The organism is Pseudoclavibacter sp. RFBB5 (assembly GCF_002931555.1).
GTDB lineage: Bacteria > Actinomycetota > Actinomycetes > Actinomycetales > Microbacteriaceae > Pseudoclavibacter.
The window spans coordinates 278378-293878 of the sequence record NZ_PSTZ01000007.1; the positions used below are offsets into that span (position 1 = coordinate 278378).

Annotated in this window: 11 protein-coding genes; 6 read left to right on the top strand and 5 right to left on the bottom strand. The window is 70.4% G+C overall.

The genetic code is table 11. The annotated features are described in order from the left end of the window. The first annotated feature begins 103 nt into the window (after positions 1-103). The gene (locus C5B97_RS09270) at positions 104-2593 is read left to right on the top strand and encodes a LuxR C-terminal-related transcriptional regulator (RefSeq protein WP_104311807.1); all 2490 of its coding nucleotides are present in this window, start codon (positions 104-106) and stop codon (positions 2591-2593) included. On the opposite strand, the gene C5B97_RS09275 is transcribed toward C5B97_RS09270, so the two are convergent. The 3 genes from C5B97_RS09275 to C5B97_RS09285 are packed head-to-tail and all read right to left on the bottom strand — an operon-like array spanning position 2590 to position 7255. Further along, positions 2590-3588 carry an NAD(P)-dependent oxidoreductase gene (locus C5B97_RS09275; RefSeq protein WP_104311808.1) on the bottom strand — a complete coding sequence of 333 codons (999 nt, stop codon included), beginning with the start codon at positions 3586-3588 and terminating at the stop codon, positions 2590-2592. The two genes, C5B97_RS09270 and C5B97_RS09275, sit on opposite strands and share 4 nt — an antisense overlap. Further along, on the bottom strand, positions 3585-6239 hold the full coding sequence (locus tag C5B97_RS09280; protein WP_104311809.1) for an alpha/beta fold hydrolase: 2655 nt from the start codon (positions 6237-6239) through the stop codon (positions 3585-3587). Before C5B97_RS09280 ends, C5B97_RS09275 begins: the two co-directional genes overlap by 4 nt. Further along, positions 6233-7255 carry a 3-oxoacyl-ACP synthase III gene (locus tag C5B97_RS09285; protein WP_104311810.1) on the bottom strand — a complete coding sequence of 341 codons (1023 nt, stop codon included), beginning with the start codon at positions 7253-7255 and terminating at the stop codon, positions 6233-6235. Before C5B97_RS09285 ends, C5B97_RS09280 begins: the two co-directional genes overlap by 7 nt. Before the next feature lie 110 nt (positions 7256-7365). Between C5B97_RS09285 and C5B97_RS09290 the strand changes: the two genes are divergently transcribed. Beyond that, positions 7366-8496 (top strand): hypothetical protein, encoded by a 1131-nt coding sequence (locus C5B97_RS09290; protein WP_146080779.1) that lies wholly within the window; start codon positions 7366-7368, stop codon positions 8494-8496. A gap of 70 nt (positions 8497-8566) precedes the next feature. Here the strand turns inward: C5B97_RS09290 and C5B97_RS09295 are convergent, their stop codons facing one another. Continuing rightward, positions 8567-10267 (bottom strand): sodium:proton antiporter, encoded by a 1701-nt coding sequence (locus C5B97_RS09295; RefSeq protein WP_104311812.1) that lies wholly within the window; start codon positions 10265-10267, stop codon positions 8567-8569. A gap of 192 nt (positions 10268-10459) precedes the next feature. Between C5B97_RS09295 and C5B97_RS09300 the strand changes: the two genes are divergently transcribed. Continuing rightward, positions 10460-11734, top strand: a complete 1275-nt coding sequence (locus C5B97_RS09300) for an LLM class flavin-dependent oxidoreductase (RefSeq protein WP_104311813.1) — start codon at positions 10460-10462, stop codon at positions 11732-11734. Further along, positions 11731-13128, top strand: a complete 1398-nt coding sequence (locus tag C5B97_RS09305) for an NtaA/DmoA family FMN-dependent monooxygenase (protein ID WP_104311814.1) — start codon at positions 11731-11733, stop codon at positions 13126-13128. Before C5B97_RS09300 ends, C5B97_RS09305 begins: the two co-directional genes overlap by 4 nt. A 42-nt stretch (positions 13129-13170) precedes the next feature. Here C5B97_RS09305 and C5B97_RS09310 read toward each other — a convergent pair whose 3' ends face one another. Next, the gene (locus tag C5B97_RS09310) at positions 13171-13869 is read right to left on the bottom strand and encodes a MarR family winged helix-turn-helix transcriptional regulator (RefSeq protein ID WP_104311815.1); all 699 of its coding nucleotides are present in this window, start codon (positions 13867-13869) and stop codon (positions 13171-13173) included. 60 nt (positions 13870-13929) lie between these two features. Here C5B97_RS09310 and C5B97_RS09315 point away from each other — a divergent pair, with 60 nt between their 5' ends. After that, the gene (locus C5B97_RS09315; protein ID WP_104311816.1) at positions 13930-14814 is read left to right on the top strand and encodes a VOC family protein; all 885 of its coding nucleotides are present in this window, start codon (positions 13930-13932) and stop codon (positions 14812-14814) included. After that, positions 14811-15458, top strand: a complete 648-nt coding sequence (locus tag C5B97_RS09320) for an alpha/beta hydrolase (RefSeq protein WP_104311817.1) — start codon at positions 14811-14813, stop codon at positions 15456-15458. Before C5B97_RS09315 ends, C5B97_RS09320 begins: the two co-directional genes overlap by 4 nt. Positions 15459-15501: the final 43 nt, after the last annotated feature.

A 15501-nucleotide genomic window follows, 5' to 3' on the forward strand; every position in this document is an offset into this window, starting at 1 on the left:
CGTGGGAGCGAGGCGTGGGAGCGGAGAAAGAATTCCGCGACCGTGCCGGACTCTGGGGGGAGTCCACAGCGCCTGGCGCTGAGAATCAGCAGGAGAGAAACGAATGTCCAGCACCACGCTCAACGGCGATCAACGCGGGGGAGAGCCGTGGCAGATCGCGGAACGCGACCGGCTCTCCGGCGTTGCGCTCGAGGGTCATGCCCTGACCTTCCTCGTCGGCATGCCGGGAAGCGGACGCACCACGCTGCTCCGGCAGATGCAGGCGAAGCTCGAGACCGTCGGCGAGGCGCATGTCTGGTGCTCGTCACGTTCTGAATTGCAACGTGTTCTGGATGACCTCGCTGCCGGCAAGCGCTCGGGGCGTCTCGCGGTGCTCCTCGACGACGTCATCGTCGCGCAGGACGACCAGCTCTGGGACCGCATCAGGCGGCTGGTCATAACCGGAGACGACGATGGGGCTGCGGACCAGGGGAGCGCCCCGCGATTTCTCATCGCGTCGCTGTCGATGCCGGATTGGGCCTCCGCGCACGGAGCTGCCGGAGTGGTCCTCCGGCCTCGTGACCTCGCCTTCGACGCGTCGGAGCTGAATGCGGTCCTCGCAGCCAACGCGCCGGGCGCGCCTCAGGAACTGCGGATGCAGCTCCTCGACTCGTTCTCGGGTCATCCGCTCACGACTCGCGTCGCGTTGGAGCGATTCCGCGCCAACGCCCACGCTGAGGGCTGGTCCGTCGTCAGCGGCAGCTCGAGTGCCGCCATGACCCTGCAAGAGCTGCGTCGATTCGACCCCGCTGAGCTCGACCGCGTCGACGCCATACGGATGATGCGCGCCACCAGCGTCCTCCGGCGCCTCTCAAGAGAAGACCTCCACCTGCTCGCACCGGACCTCATCGACGACTACTGGTTCGACCAGCTCGCGTCCTCCCCGTACGGCGTCACGGAGATCAACCCGGTCTCCCTCGACGTCGAGTTCGTCTGGCACGCCGACACCTTCGCCCGCCTCAGCGCTGAGCGCTCACCCCACGAGGTCCGCGCGCTCGCCGCGCGCGCCGTGGCGGCCTTCCCGGGCGAGGGCAACGTCATGCAGCGGCTCTTCCTCTCCCTCCGGGCCCGCGCCTGGGGTGAGGTCGAGTCGATCGCGCAACGCCACTTCCGGACCATCTACGAGTACGCCCCGCGCGAGACCGTCGAGGAGATGCTCCAGGCCCCGGCAAGCGTGCTCCCGCGCCTCGTGAGCACGAACCTGCTCATCGCCCTCTTCCGCTGGCGCAGATTCGGCGCGACGCGGAGCGTGCTGCACAGCCTGCGCGAGTCCAGCATCGCCACGACTCGCATCGCCGCCAGCGACCCGATCGGCTTGTTCTCGCAGGTTACCAGGCACTCCCTGGCCACCTCCTTCGGGGGAGATCGTGCCGCGGCCGAACGCTGCCTTCGAGACGCGAAGGCCCTCATCCGTGATGCTGACGGGAAACTGCACGCCGCCCTCTACGCGTCGGCCATCGCTCGAGGGCGCTTCGCGGCCGACTGCCTCGTGCTGGTCTGGGCGGCAACGCTCCTCGAGGACATGCCGCTTGCTCTGGAACTGTCGACCATCGCTGCCGAGCACGGCCAGAGCTTCAACCGCACCGACATCGACGCGCTGCGGCACATCGAGATCATCGGGGTCATCTCCGGCGTGCGTCAGGCCGACGCAGCCAAGCTCACCGGTCGCTCCCTGCCGGGGTTCGCGGACTGCTTCGACCTGCTCGACAACGGCGAGGAAGCAAGGGCCCGCGACCTGGCGCGTCAGCTCCGCGACCTTCCGCGCTCCGTCCTCCCACACGACACCGGGGCGAGCGTGCGCATCCTCCTCGAGGCGCTCGTGGGCGATGAGGACCCGATCGCCGAGGTCGATGAGCTCCTCGAGCTGAGCGCGGCGTCCTGGCGCGACGGGCTCCCATCCACGCTGCTCACCTTGTCGGCGACGACCTTCTACCTCACGCGTGGGCAGAGTGTGCGCGCACAGAAGGCGGCGGACTACTCCGGTGCGGAAGGCGACTGCTACGTGAGCCTTTCGCGCGCCCTCGTCGAGCTCGCGAACGGCCGCCCCGGGGAGGCGCTCGCGCACGCCGAGGCCGCCCTCGCCGATGACAAGATCGCCCCGCGTTTCGCCTCGATCGCGCGCACGCTCGCGGCGCTCTGCATGCTGCGGCTCGGGAACCTGGATGCGGCCGCCAACCGCATCGCGACGATGGCCACGCAGTGCCTCGACGATCGAAACGCGAGGTTCGCGCTGCGCTTCGCGACAACAAGCGACGCCGCCCTCATGACCTCCATCAGCGACAAGCTGCCGAAGCGCATCGCCGACCTGCTTGTCGTCTCCGCACTGGACTCGCGGCCGCTCTCCGACTCCACCGTCGGTGAGGAGCTCTCGAGCGCCGAGATAGAAGTGCTCCGCCTCGTGGGGAGGAACTGGACCAACGCGCAGATCGCGGCCCAGCGCTTCGTCTCCGTGCACACGGTCCGCGCTCAGTTGCGCAGCGTGTTCCGCAAGCTGGGCGCCAGCGATCGCCGTTCGGCCGTGGCGGCAGCGGAACGGCGGGGGCTGCTCGACTAGCTTCGCTGGGCCTGCGCCGTGCTGCGCGTCGCCGCGGTGTGATCGGCGAGACGTTGCAGTCCCTCTTCGAGGGAGACCGCAGGCGACCAGTCGAGGTCGGCGCGGGTGCGGCGCTGGTCGAACCAATGCGCGGTCGAGAGCTGCTCGGCGAGGAAGCGCGTCATGGGCGGCTCATCCTGACCAGGTCGGATACGCCAGACGCCTTCGATGAGCGACCCCGCTGCACGGGCCACCCCGGCGGGGACGCGCAGTCGCGGTGGCGGCGCACCGCCGGCCAGGCAGATGCCCTCCATGAGCTCGGCGACCGTGCGCGGCTCGCCGTTCGTGATCACGTAGCTGTTCCCGTGCGCGGCGGGCGCTCGACGGAGCGCCGCCGCGATCCCGGTGGCGGCGTTGTCGACGTAGCAGGAGTCGATGAGCGCCGCTCCGCGTCCGAGGAGCGGGAGGGTCCCTCTCGTCGCACGCTCGAGGATGCGCCCGATGAGCTGCGTGTCGCCCGGCCCCCAGACGAGGTGCGGGCGAACGGCGACCACCGCGAACTCGGGAGCGTCTGCCGCGAGGGCGAGCAGCTCTGCCGTCGCCTTCGTGCGCGCGTAGCTGCCGTGCGCGAGATCGGGCCTCGCCTCGTCGGCGCTCGCCCCGTGGATGGCGGCGCCGAAATGCGCCACCGACGGGGAGGACACCATGACGAAGCGGGTGGCACCCGCAGCCTTCGAGTGTGCGAGCAGATGCTTCGTGCCCGTGACGTTGACGGCCTCGAACTCGTGCTCTGCGCCGCTCAGCGACACCTTGGCGGCGAGGTGAACGATGCCTTCGGCGCCGGCGACGGCCCGTTCGACTGCCGCCTCGTCCGTGATCGATCCGAGCGCATCCGTCACCCCGGCGATGCCACTCGGACCTCGCTGCATCGTCGTGACCTCGTGGCCGCCGTCGCGCAGCTCGGTCGCGACGGAACGCCCCAGCATGCCGCTCGCGCCAGTTACGAGGACCCTCACGGTGCCGAGACCCGTTCCCCGGAGAGCGCGCGCTCAGCCCAGGCGGCCAGCGCGCTCCGGTCGATCTTCGAGTTGTGCCTGATGTCGGTGGGGAGCTCAGGAACGATGAACGCGGCCGCGAGCGGATGCGTCGTGGATGCGCGCAGGGCGTCGGCGAGTGCCGCTTCGGCGACGCGCACCCGACGGGTGGGCTCCCGCGTCTCGAGCACGGCAACCGCCTGCGCCGTGCCGGCTGGGCCAACGCCGACGACCGCTGCGCGCCGCACCCAGGGCAGCGTCTCGAGGTCCTGTTCGGTTCCGACGGGCGCGAGGGGTCCGTCTGCCGTCACGAACACGTGGGGGAGTCGGCCCTCCACCCAGAGGCGGCCTTCGTCGTCGAGATGTCCGACGTCGCCCGTGCGATGCCAGCGCCCTTCGGAGGGCAGCTCGCGAGCGGCGGCACGGTCCGTCATCGCGAGCCGGTCGTAGCGCTCCTTGAGGTGCGGGGCGCTGATGACGATCTCACCGAGCACGCCGGGCTCGGCCGAGGGCTGGCCCCGCGCGGCTCCCGAGGAGTCGAGGGCGCTGATGCGCACCACGTTGCTGCCGATGGGCGCGCCCACGCAGACCCCGTCGTCGGGGGCGAGCGCGGCGGCCGAGATGCCCTCACGGTCGATGTCGGTCACGAGCAGGCACTCCGTCATGCCGTACGGCGTGTGCGCCTCGGCGTTCGGCATGAGGGCGCACGCATCGTCGAGCAGTCTTGCGCCGATGGGCGCGCCCGTGGACAGGAACGTCTGGACGCGTTCGAGCGCTGCACGCTGCGCCGCGTCCAACCCGTCGCGGGTCGCGACGACGTTGAGGATCGCCGCCGGCGATAGGAACACGATGCGGGCGTCCGCCGCGATGACCGCATCGGCAACAGCCGTCGCGGTCAGCGTGCGGGGCGAGGTGACATCCATGTCTGGGGTCACGGACCGTGTCCCGAGGGCCGGGCCGAGCAGCGCGAACGGTGCGAACCCGGTGACGAGGCCGGAGTCGGCGGTGACGCCGTAGGTGTCTCGCAGCGTGTCTCGCACGGCCTGCAGCTGCTGATGCGTGTACACGACGCCCTTGGCGGGCCCCGTGGAGCCTGAGGTGAAGAGCACCGCTGCGAGGTCGTCAGGGCCGGGGGCCTCGGGAAGGGCCGCGCCGCGCCCGAGCTCGGCGACCTCGGCGAGCGAGTGGGCGACGCCGAGGGCCGCGCGGCTGCTGGCGGGGATGCTCGTGGCGCTGATGCGCAGGCCGGGCCATCCGAGCACCTTCGCCGCGGTCAGTCCGGGGACCTGTCCGATGACGACGTCCGGCCATGCGCCTCGGACGGCACGCGAGAGGCCCTTGACGCCGAGGCCAGCATCCGCGACCACGACGACTGCGCCGATGCGCAGGCAGGCGTAGACGACGGCCGTGAGGGTCACGCCAGGCTGCACGAGCAGTGAGACGCGGTCACCGCGGCGGACGCCGACGGCGCTCAGCCCCGCGGCCAGCTCGTCGACGCGGGCGGCGAGCTGGCGCCAGGACACGGCGAGCGGCGCCCCGTCGGTTCCGCGGCCCATCTCGAGCGCGGCGACGGACGGGTCGTCACGGTGCTGGTCGAGGGCTGCCCACATGGGTGCGGAGCTGGGGGAGCTGCCTGCGGCGGGCGAGTTCGCCGGCTGCTCGCGCCGGCGCGCACGACCTGCGGCGACGTCGTCGAGCCAGGTGAGGAGATGCGTCGCATACGGGGTGTCCTCGGCGATGAGGTGGCCGGCGCCTTCGAAGCGGTGCACCTCGGCGTGGGGGAGGCGTCGCATGAGGTCGCCGAGGTAGAGGTCGGTGAAGATCGGGTCGCGGGGGCCCCAGAGCAGCAGGGCGGGCACCTCGAGCTTCGCGACGCCGGAGGAGACTTCCAGCAGCGCGTCGTGGCTCTCGGTGTCTTCGTCGACGGGGATGTCGGCGACGAACTGCTCGATGCCGAGACGCGACGCGCGGTCCAGGTACGGCGTGGCGTATGCGCCCTTCACCTCGGCCGACAGCGGGGGGTTCGCAAGGGCGAGGGTCGTCTGCAGGAACGCTGGGCTGGTCGACGTGGAGGCGCGCAGCACCGGCCCGAAGCGCGCGAGCCGGAGGGCCGCCGGGATGGGCAGGTCGCTCGGCTGGTCGACGGCGGTGTTGAGTGAGGCGACGGCGGTGAGCAGCTCCGGGTGGCGGACCGCCCAGCCGAAGGCGACGACGCCGCCCCAGTCGTGGCCGAGCGAGACGACGCGGCCTTCCAACGCGAGTTCGTCGGTGAGGGCGCCGAGGTCGAGGATGCGCTGCTCGAGCGTGCGTCGCACGTCGGTTCGCTCCGAGAAGCCCATGTCGAGCTGGTCCACCGCGACGACCCGCCAGGCGGTGCCCCCGGACTCGGCGGCCGCGAGTGACTCGTTGGCAAGCGCACGCCACAGGTAGGACCACGTCGGGTTGCCGTGCACAGCGAGGACCGTGCCTGCCGGCTCGATGCCGAGCTGCGCGAGGGCTGGCCCGGTGTCGAGGAGGTGCCAGCCCCGCCTGGTGCCCGCGTCCGCGCCGACACCCGGCGCATCGACGATGCGGCTGAACCGGTCTTGGAGGCCTGGCAGGCCGGCGGGTGGGCGTGTGGCCGACCTCACCACTTGAGCTCCATCATGGCCGTGTTGAGTCCGGAGCCGACGCCCATGAGCAGCACTCGGTCGTCGCGCTTCAGCGTGCTCGACTGCAGGTCGAGCGTGATCGGGATGGAGGCGGGGCCGACGTTCCCGAGCGTCGGGTACGTCGTTGGCACTCGCTTCTTGTCGAGCCCCACGGCCTTGACGATCGCGTTCGTGTGCACGCGGGAGACCTGGTGGGTGATGTAGTGATCCATCGACGACCAGTTCCAGTCGGCCTGGGCTTCCTTCCAGGCGGAGACGACGAGGTCGAGTCCTCCCTTGAGGAGCGCCTTCGCGTCGGTGAACATGCCCTGCACGCTGCCGACGCAGAGCTCGTGGAACTGGGTCGCCGCTCGAGTCACGCCGCCGAGGATCTGGTGGCCCTCCGGATGCTCGTCGGTGCGGCCGAGGACGGCCGCGGCGGCCCCAGAGCCGAGCGTGAGACTCGCGAACTCGCTCATGAAGTCCTCGCGGCCGATGTCGTCGCGCAGCAGGCGGTTGATGGTGTTGACCTGGATCTCGTCGGCGTCCTCACCGTTGACGATGATGGCGTAGCGGATCTGTCCGGCCTCGATCATCTGGGCGGCGAGCGTCATGCCGTTCACGAAGCCCAGGCACGCATTGGCGATGTCGAAGTTGACGGCCGAGCTCGGCATCCCAAGCCCGTGGTGCATGCGGACGGCGACCGAGGGCTCGAGGTGCGTGCGGGTGACCGAGGTGTTGATGAGGAGGCCCACGTCGCTGGCGTCGACACCGGCACGTCGCAGTGCCTCCTGTCCCGCGGCCACGGTCGCGTCGGTGAAGGACTCGCCGTCGGCCCAGTTGCGCCGTTCCGTGACCCCGGCGACGCGCTCGAGGAGGTTGCCGGGCAGTTTCAACCGCTTCAAGCCCGCGGCCAGCTGGCCTTCGATATCCGAGGAGGCGGTGGCCTTCGACGGAAGGCGGCTCGCGACCGACAGCAGCGAGACGTTGTGGAAGCGAGTAGTCGCGTTACCTGTCATAGATGTGATTTGCGTCCTGAGCCGTACGAGGGGTGTGGAGGGGCGTAACCACGTCAGTCTAGGTGTTCGACGGTGACCGAACTCTCAGGCCGAATCAATAGCGTGCAGAGATGTTGCCAAGTGATATTCCCACCCATGAAGATCTGCTTGAACTGACCGAGTACCGGGGCGAGGGCAGCGTGAGCATCGCCATCCCGGCATCGAGCGCGCCGAGCGAGTCGGAGGCTCTGCGACTCGAGCTGCGCGCGGCGGTGAGCCAGGCGGCGAAGGAGCTCGAGGCGCTCGGCCTGGACCGGGCGCGAATCGCGAAGACCCTCGATCCCGCGAAGCAGCTGGAGTCCGATCCGGAGTTCTGGCGGGCACAATCCCGGTCGCTCGTCATCCTGGCGGCCCCCGATCGCTTCCGCACCTTCCGCCTTGCCAACCGCCTGGGACAGCACGTGGCCGTCGGCGACCGATTCGACGTCGGCGCGCTTCTGCGTGCCACCACCTTCCCCAACTGCGGGTTCGTGCTCGGGCTCTCCCGAGGAGAGGTGACGCTCTTCGAGGTGCTCGCCGACGCGAAGCCGCGCCAGCTGCCCATCGAGGGGCTCCCCGACGACCTTCCCCTGGTGCTCGAGCACACGACGACGGGCGGACGCTTCGACCGACAGCGAGCGCAGGGCACGACGGGCGATCGCATCGGCCATGAGCGTTTCGCGAGGATCGTCCAGGAGCAGGTCATCCCGATCCTCCGGGAGTCGGGCGCACCGCTCATCCTCGCGGCGACGGGAGACTTCGACACCGCCTACCGAGCAGTGAACGAGTACCCGGGGCTCCTCGAGCAGCGCATCGGAGCGCATCCGGGGTCGCTGGCGGCCGGTGAGCTCGATGCGAAGGCGCGCGGCATCCTCGACGACCACTACCGCAGCGAGATCAATGCCTGGCGCGAGGAGTTCGGGACGAAGCGCAGCAATGGCCACGCGACGACCTCGATCAACGAGGTGGCGAGGGCCGCGTCGCAGGGCGCGGTTGCTGAGCTCTACTTCGACATGGACTCCACGCTCGAGGGGGAGCTCGACGAGCACGGCAAGCTGACGCGCGCCGAGACGCCCGGCCCGCACACCTACGCGATCGTCGACGAGATCGCGGCGCGCGCCCTCAAGCACGGTGCGAAGGTCAGGGCCGTGCGCAGGGGCGACCTGGTCGACGGCGCGGAAGTGGCCGCGACGCTGCGGTACCCGCTGGACTCCACGGCGTAGACCCGCGACCCGACGGGGTGGGGCGCTGACTCGGACCGAGTCGGCGCCCCACCCTTTCCCGTGTGCCCCCTTACGCGCCGCCGAACCGGAGCGCCTCGGTGTCGAGGCGGTTCTGGGCCTGCTCGATCGTCCGCGACGAGTAGGTGCCGGATGACCTTGCGTCGAGCAGCGCGAGCTGGGCGTTGTCGAGCAGGATGCGCGTGAGCTCGCGGCGCTGCAGGTGCGCGTCGTCGAGATCCTCGTCGAGCTCAGCGCGGTTGGCGAGCAGGCCACCCATGCGAGCCGCCAGCGTGCGCACCTGCTCGAGGACCTCTGGGTCGTACGATTGCCCGTCCGCGCGCCGCAGCTCGGGGTTCGCGAGTGATTCCTGCGCGACGTCGAAGACCTCGTCGGCGAGGCTCGAGAGCTCCCGCGCGTCTGCCTGCGCGTCGGTCCCGGTCACGCCGAGCCGCTTGATGAGCCAGGGGAGCGAGCCGCCCTGGACCACGAGCGTGACGATCGCGACCGTGAACGCGATGAGGACGAGCTGCGGGCGGTACGGGAAGTCCGAGGGCAGCGACTGTGCGGCGGCGAGGGTCACGACACCCCGCATCCCCGACCAGGCGAGCACGGCTCCGCCGCGCCAGCCCAGTCCCTCGTCCCGGTAGAAGGCCATGTCCGCGCTGGCCCGCTTCGCCCGGTCGAGCAGGCGTGGCCGCACGTTGTCCTTGCCGGCGACCCGCTCCAGGAACTGGTCGAGGCGAGGAGCGACGAGCGTGGCCCTTCGCTGTTCGCTTCGGAGCATCAGCACTAGGGGAATCACGAACGCGACCCTGATGAGGACGAGCGCGGCCGTCGCGAGGAGCCCGATCCCGACCGCGTGCAGGAGGCCGATGCCGTCCTCGTCGCCGTCGACCGACTCGATGAGCGCCGAGAGCTCGAATCCCATGAGGAGGAAGACGCCGTTCTCGAGGAGCAGCTGCGCCGTGCGCCAGTTCGTGCGCTCGCTGATGCGGTCCTGCGGACTGAAGCGGCTGGCACTCGCGTGCCCCGTGACGAGGCCGGCGACGACGACGGCCAGGACGCCGGAGCCTCCGATCTCCTCGGTGGGGACGTACGCCAGGAAGGGAACCGTGAACGAGATCGCAGTCGTCAGGACGGGGCTGCCCAACCTCGAGCGCACGAAGACCGTGACCGCCCCGACGAGGGCACCGAGCACCACGGCGAGCGTCACGGCGAGCACGAAGTCGCCGACGGCACCCCAGAACGAGAGCGCACCGGCCGTCGCGGCGATCGCGCTGCGCAGCATGACGAGCGCCGTCGCGTCGTTGACGAGCCCCTCGCCCTCGAGCACCGTGACGAGGCGCGGCGGCAGCCCGAGGCGCTTGCCGATGGAGGTCGCGGCCACCGCATCCGGGGGACTGATGACAGCGCCGAGGGCGACAGCTGCGGCGAAGTTGAGGTCGGGCAGCAGCGCGAAGAGCAGGAGGCCGCTGCCGAACGCCGAGATGATGACGAGCAGCACCGAGAGGCCGGTGATGGATCGCAGATTGCGGCGGAAGTCGGTCAGCGGAACGTTGACGGCGGCCGAATAGAGGATCGGCGGCAGCACGATCGTGAGGATCAGCTCCGGCGGGAACTCGAAGTCGGGGACCCCGGGGAGATAGCCGACGCCGATGCCCACGATGACCAGCAGGATGGGCGCGGCAACCCCAAGCTTCGGGGCGACCGCGGCGACCGCGACGATGATCAGGATCGCGGCGACGCCGAAGACTGCGAGTTCGAGCTCCATGGAACAGCAGACTAATCGGCTGGGGGAGATGGGCCGCTCCGGTACGCGCGTCGGAATGTTGCACTCCATTTCGGTCGGTGACGCGACCCGACGCCCATGCTCCGCGCGCGGACCTACGATCGGGCAACTCCCCGCACCGTCAGCGCTGCTGCCCCGGCGTGCGTGGGACCCCGATCCCGTGAGAGAGGCACCATGTCGAGACGCCAAGGACCCGGACGATTCACGGTCGGACTCGCCCTCCAGGGAGCGGGCTGGCACCCCGCCGCCTGGACGGTCCTGCCGCGCGGCGACGGCACCAGGCTCACCGAGCTCGGCTACTGGCGCGACCTCGTGCAGCACGCCGAGCGAGCCGGCATCGACTACGTCACCTTCGAGGACGCCTACCAGATCGAGGGGAGCGCACCGGACTGGGAGGCCCCCCGCGACCTCGCCGAGGTGTCGCTCGACGCGACCCTCCTGGCAGCGTCGCTCGCGCCGCTCACGAAGCGCATCGGGCTGGTCCCGACCATCGGTCTGACGCACGCGGAGCCCTTCCACGCGGCCACGAGCATCCAGACCCTCGACTTCGTCTCCCTCGGCCGTGCCGGCCTGCGCGCGAAACTGAGCGCGAGCGCGGCCGAGGCCGCGAGCTTCGGCCGCAAGAGCTCGCTCGGTCTCGACGCGATCTTCGCCGAGGGCACCGACTCCATCGAGGCCATCCGCCGGCTCTGGGACAGCTGGGAAGACGACGCCGTCATCCGCGACGCGAGCACCGGCCGCTTCATCGACGCCGACCGCCTGCACTACGCCGATTTCGAGGGGGAGCACTTCAGCGTCAAGGGGCCGTCGATCGTGCCCCGCTCGCCGCAGGGCCAGCCTCCCGTCTTCGCGCTCGCGCAGGCCCAGGAGTCGTTCGACTTCGCGGCTCGGCAGGCAGACGTCGTGTTCATCACGCCGGGTCGCTCGACGGTCGCCGAGCTGGTGGCGGCGATCCGGGACGCCGAGCTGCGTGTGGGCCGCACAGGGGAGCCGCTGCGCATCGTCGCCGACCTCGAGATCTTCCTCGGCGACGAGGACGGCTCCACCGAAGAGCACTTCCGCGCCCTCGACGAGCGCGTCCGCGCCGACTCCGGGTATCGCAGCGACACGAGGGTCGTCGTGCGCTCGAACGTCATCACGGCAGAGCTCATCGCCAAGTACGCGGATGCCGGCCTCGACGGCGTCCGCGTCCGCCCGCTCACCCACGGCGACGTCGCCGAGTTCGTCGACCGCGTTCGGCCGATGCTCGAGGCGAGGGGCATCGTCGCACCTCCCAATCCGCGCGAGAAGTCGCCGAGCCTGCGCAAGACGTTCGGCCTCGTCCCGCGTCCGGCCAACCGGTTCGCGGCCTCCCACGCGGAGAGGCCCGGAACCGCTGGCGCTGCATCGACCCGCGATGCCAGGAGCTCCGCACAGCCGGCATCCGCACGAAAGGCACACCGCGCATGACCAGCCCAGCGCTCAAGCAGGTCCACCTCGCCGCGCATTTCCCCGGCGTCAACAACACGACCATCTGGACCGACCCGGACGCCGGAAGCCAGATCGACCTCGCCTCCTTCCGCGCGTTCGCTGAGACAGCGGAGCGCGGCAGGTTCGACTACCTCTTCCTCGCGGAAGGGCTGCGGCTCCGTGAGCACAAGGGGCGCATCCACGAGCTCGACGTCGTCGGTCGCCCCAACACGCTCGTGATCCTCGCCGCCCTCGCGAGCCTCACCACGCACATCGGCCTCGTCGGCACGCTCTCCTCCACCTTCAACGAGCCGGCGGACCTCGCACGGCAGCTCGCGACGCTCGACCACCTCTCCGGTGGGAGGGCGGGCTGGAACGTCGTCACCTCGAGCGACGCCTTCCACGGCCAGAACTTCCGCCGCGGAGGCTTCCTCGAGTACGCGGAACGCTACGAGCGGGCCGAGGAGTTCGTGCGGCTCTCGAAGCGACTCTGGGACTCCTGGGAGTCCGACGCGATTTCCGCGAACCCCGGCCGAGGGGAGTACCTGCGCCAGGACGGTGTGCACCGCGTCAACCACGTCGGCAAGCACTTCGACATCGAGACCATCTCGAACGTGCCGCGAAGCCCGCAGCGGTACCCGGTCATCGTGCAGGCCGGCGACTCACCGGCCGGGCGCGACTTCGCCTCCGCGACCGCCGAGATCATCTTCTCGCTGCACGCGGCCTTCGAGGACGGCAAGCGCTTCTTCGACGACGTCAAGTCTCGCCTCCCCGCCGTCGGGCGGTCGAAGGACTCGCTCCTCATCATGCCCGCCGCGACGTTCGTCGTGGGTGACTCCGAGGCGGATGCACGCGAGCGGTCCCGCGCGGAAGCGCTCGCCCAGATCAGCCCGCAGACGGCGATCGCCATGCTCGAGCAGGTCTGGGGGAGGGACCTGTCAGGCGTCGACCCGGACGGCCCGCTTCCCGACCTCGAGCCGGGTGACGAGCTCATCCGTGCAGGCCAGGCCAACGACCTCTCCAAGCAGCGCGCCCAGATCTCGAAGTTCCGGGAGATCGCGGAGCGCGAGTCGCTCAGTGTCCGAGAGCTCATGCTGAAGCTCAACACGCGCCACACGTTCGTCGGAACCGGCGCGCACATCGCCGAAGAGATCTCCCGCTACGTGCAGGGTGGTGCCGCCGACGGCTTCGTGATCGTCCCCTCGCTCATCCCGAACGGGCTCGACCGGTTCGTGGACGAGGTCATTCCCGAGCTGCAGGAGCGCGGCGTCTACCGCGAGGAGTACACGCCGGGTGCGACCCTGCGGGAAACCCTCGGCCTGCCATCCGAGCCGCCATCGGCAGAGGCCCCGAGCGGCCGGCTGCTTGGCGCTGGAGGGGCCGTCGGGGCCTGAAGGTCAGGGTGCGGCGATGAGAATTTCGCGGGCGGCCGGATGTCAGCGCCGCAGCGGCGCGAGGCCTCGCGCGTCGAGCGCGGTCTCCAGGAGACCGACGGCCCTCGGTCCCACGCCGTGCAGCGACAGGAGGTGCTCGCGGCTCGCGCCAGCGACATCTCCGAGCATCGTCTGACCCGCCTCGGCAAGCGCGCGCGCTGCCGGAGCGCCGATCCCGAGGCGCGCGAGCGGCTCCGTGTCGGCGGCCGACGGCTCGGCCGGGACCCGGTGCACGCCGAAACGGTCCTCTGGGTCGATCCGGCCGAGCAGCTTCTGGGAGAGACGGCCGAGCGTGCTGAACTCCTCCGGGGTGAGCGCGTCGACGATGAGCTCGCGCACCTTGGCGACGTGCCCTGGCGCGGTCTCCTCGAGGAACGACATCCCCTCGTCGCTGAGCTTGGCGATCTTCGCCCGTCGATCGTCTGGGTGGCTCGTGCGCTCCACGTAGCCTCGCTGCTCAAGGCCGAGGACGACCCTGGACAGGCGGGGGAGCGTCGCGTTGGTGCGTGTGGCGAGGTCGGTCATCCGCAGGCTGCGCCCGGGCGACTCTGAGAGGACGGCCATCACGAGATACTCGTAGTGCGTGACGCCGGCGTCGTTGCCGAGCTGAGTGTCGAGTGCCCCTGGGAGGAGCTCGACGACCCCGATGAAGTGCAGCCACGAGTGCTGCTCGTCTGCGGTCAGCCATCTCGGTTCGCTCATGGCCCCATTCTCCCGACTTTTACTTGTAGATGCAAGTTTTTGAGTGCTACGGTTCCAGGCATGACGACAACAGACGGCGACAAGCTCGACGCAGGCACCGGCATGGGCCTCGTCTCCCTCCACGTCGGCGACCTCGCCGCGCAATCCGAGTACTACCGAACGGCCCTCGCGCTCGAGCCCATGGCCGAGGCCGACGGCGAGATCACGCTCGGCCGTGGACGGGTGCCGCTCGTGCGCCTGCGCCACACCCCAGGCCTCCCCATTCCTTCGCGCCGTGCCGCGGGACTCTTCCACACCGCGCTCCTCTTCGAGACGCCGAGCGACCTCGCCGCGACCGTCTACCGAGCCGCGCAGCACCAGCGCTCGCAGTTCGTCGGCTCCTCCGACCACCACGTGAGCGAGGCGTTCTACTTCACCGATCCAGAGGGCAACGGCATCGAGCTCTACACCGACCGGCCCCGCGACACGTGGCTCGACGCCTCCGGCCGCATCGCCATGTCGACCGAGTTCCTGGACCCGAACGCCTACCTGCGCGCCAACCTCGTCGAGGCGACCGCGGATGCGCCGCACACGGCGGCTGCCGACGTGGGCCACGTGCACCTGCAGGTCGGCGACGTCGACACCGCCAAGGGGTTCTACGTCGACACCCTCGGCTTCGAGACGACCACAACCTATCCGGGTGCCCTCTTCGTGAGCGCGGGCGGCTACCACCACCACGTCGCTCTCAACGTGTGGAACAGCGCAGGGGCCGGCCCCCGCGCGGCAACCCTCGGACTCGGCCAGCTCACCATCGAGGTGCCAGCGCGGGATGAGCTCGACGCGGTCGCCGAGCGGCTGCGCGGCGCAGGCCTGCAGTTCGCCGACGACGGCGCCTCCATCACCGTGCTGGACCCGTGGCGCTCCGAAGTGGTGCTCCGAACACGCGACCAGGCGGTCGCCGCGTGAGCCACCTCGCCATCACGACGGCCCTCACCTCCGCCGGGGGAAGCCTCCAGGACGATGCGGCCGACCGTCCGATCCTGCTGCTCATGCACGGCTACGGCTCGCACGAGGACGACCTCACCAGCCTGCTCCCGTCGCTCGGCGACCGTTTCGCCTGGGCCTCGCTTCGCGCGCCGCTCGTCCTCCGCCAGCAGACGCCCGCCGAGGTCGGCTCCTACGCGTGGGTCCCCATCGATCGTCCTGGACTGCCGGACCCGGTGCAGGCCGCGGCCGCGACCGACGCGGTGACGGCCTGGCTCGACGAGCACACCGCGCCCACCGCGAGCATCATCCCCATCGGGTTCTCCCAGGGCGGGCTCATGGTGACGCAGCTCCTTCGACGCGACCCGCAGCGCTTCGCGCGCGGCGCCGTGCTCTCCGGCTTCTCCCTCCAGGGCGAGCAACCCGGTGACGCTGAGCTCGCACGCCTCCGCCCGCCGGTGTTCTTCGGCCGCGGAGACCGGGACCAGATCATCAGCGACGAGACGTTCGAGCGCACCACGGGCTGGCTCGCGGACCACGCCACCCCGACGGAGAAGGTCTACCCGGGGCTCGCGCACGGCATCTCGCCGCAGGAACTCCAGGACCTCGCGGCCTTCCTCGCCTGAAGGCCGCCGCGCGGAATGTGACCCCGCGTGTCCCCCTGGTACT

Bases quoted from the DNA above. Each gene is read 5' to 3' on its own strand.
- C5B97_RS09270 (WP_104311807.1), top strand. From the start codon at position 104: ATGTCCAGCACCACGCTCAACGGCGATCAACGCGGGGGAGAGCCGTGG.
- C5B97_RS09285 (WP_104311810.1), bottom strand. From the start codon at position 7,255: ATGACAGGTAACGCGACTACTCGCTTCCACAACGTCTCGCTGCTGTCG.
- C5B97_RS09290 (WP_146080779.1), top strand. From the start codon at position 7,366: ATGTTGCCAAGTGATATTCCCACCCATGAAGATCTGCTTGAACTGACC.
- C5B97_RS09295 (WP_104311812.1), bottom strand. From the start codon at position 10,267: ATGGAGCTCGAACTCGCAGTCTTCGGCGTCGCCGCGATCCTGATCATC.
- C5B97_RS09300 (WP_104311813.1), top strand. From the start codon at position 10,460: ATGTCGAGACGCCAAGGACCCGGACGATTCACGGTCGGACTCGCCCTC.
- C5B97_RS09305 (WP_104311814.1), top strand. From the start codon at position 11,731: ATGACCAGCCCAGCGCTCAAGCAGGTCCACCTCGCCGCGCATTTCCCC.
- C5B97_RS09310 (WP_104311815.1), bottom strand. From the start codon at position 13,869: ATGAGCGAACCGAGATGGCTGACCGCAGACGAGCAGCACTCGTGGCTG.
- C5B97_RS09315 (WP_104311816.1), top strand. From the start codon at position 13,930: ATGACGACAACAGACGGCGACAAGCTCGACGCAGGCACCGGCATGGGC.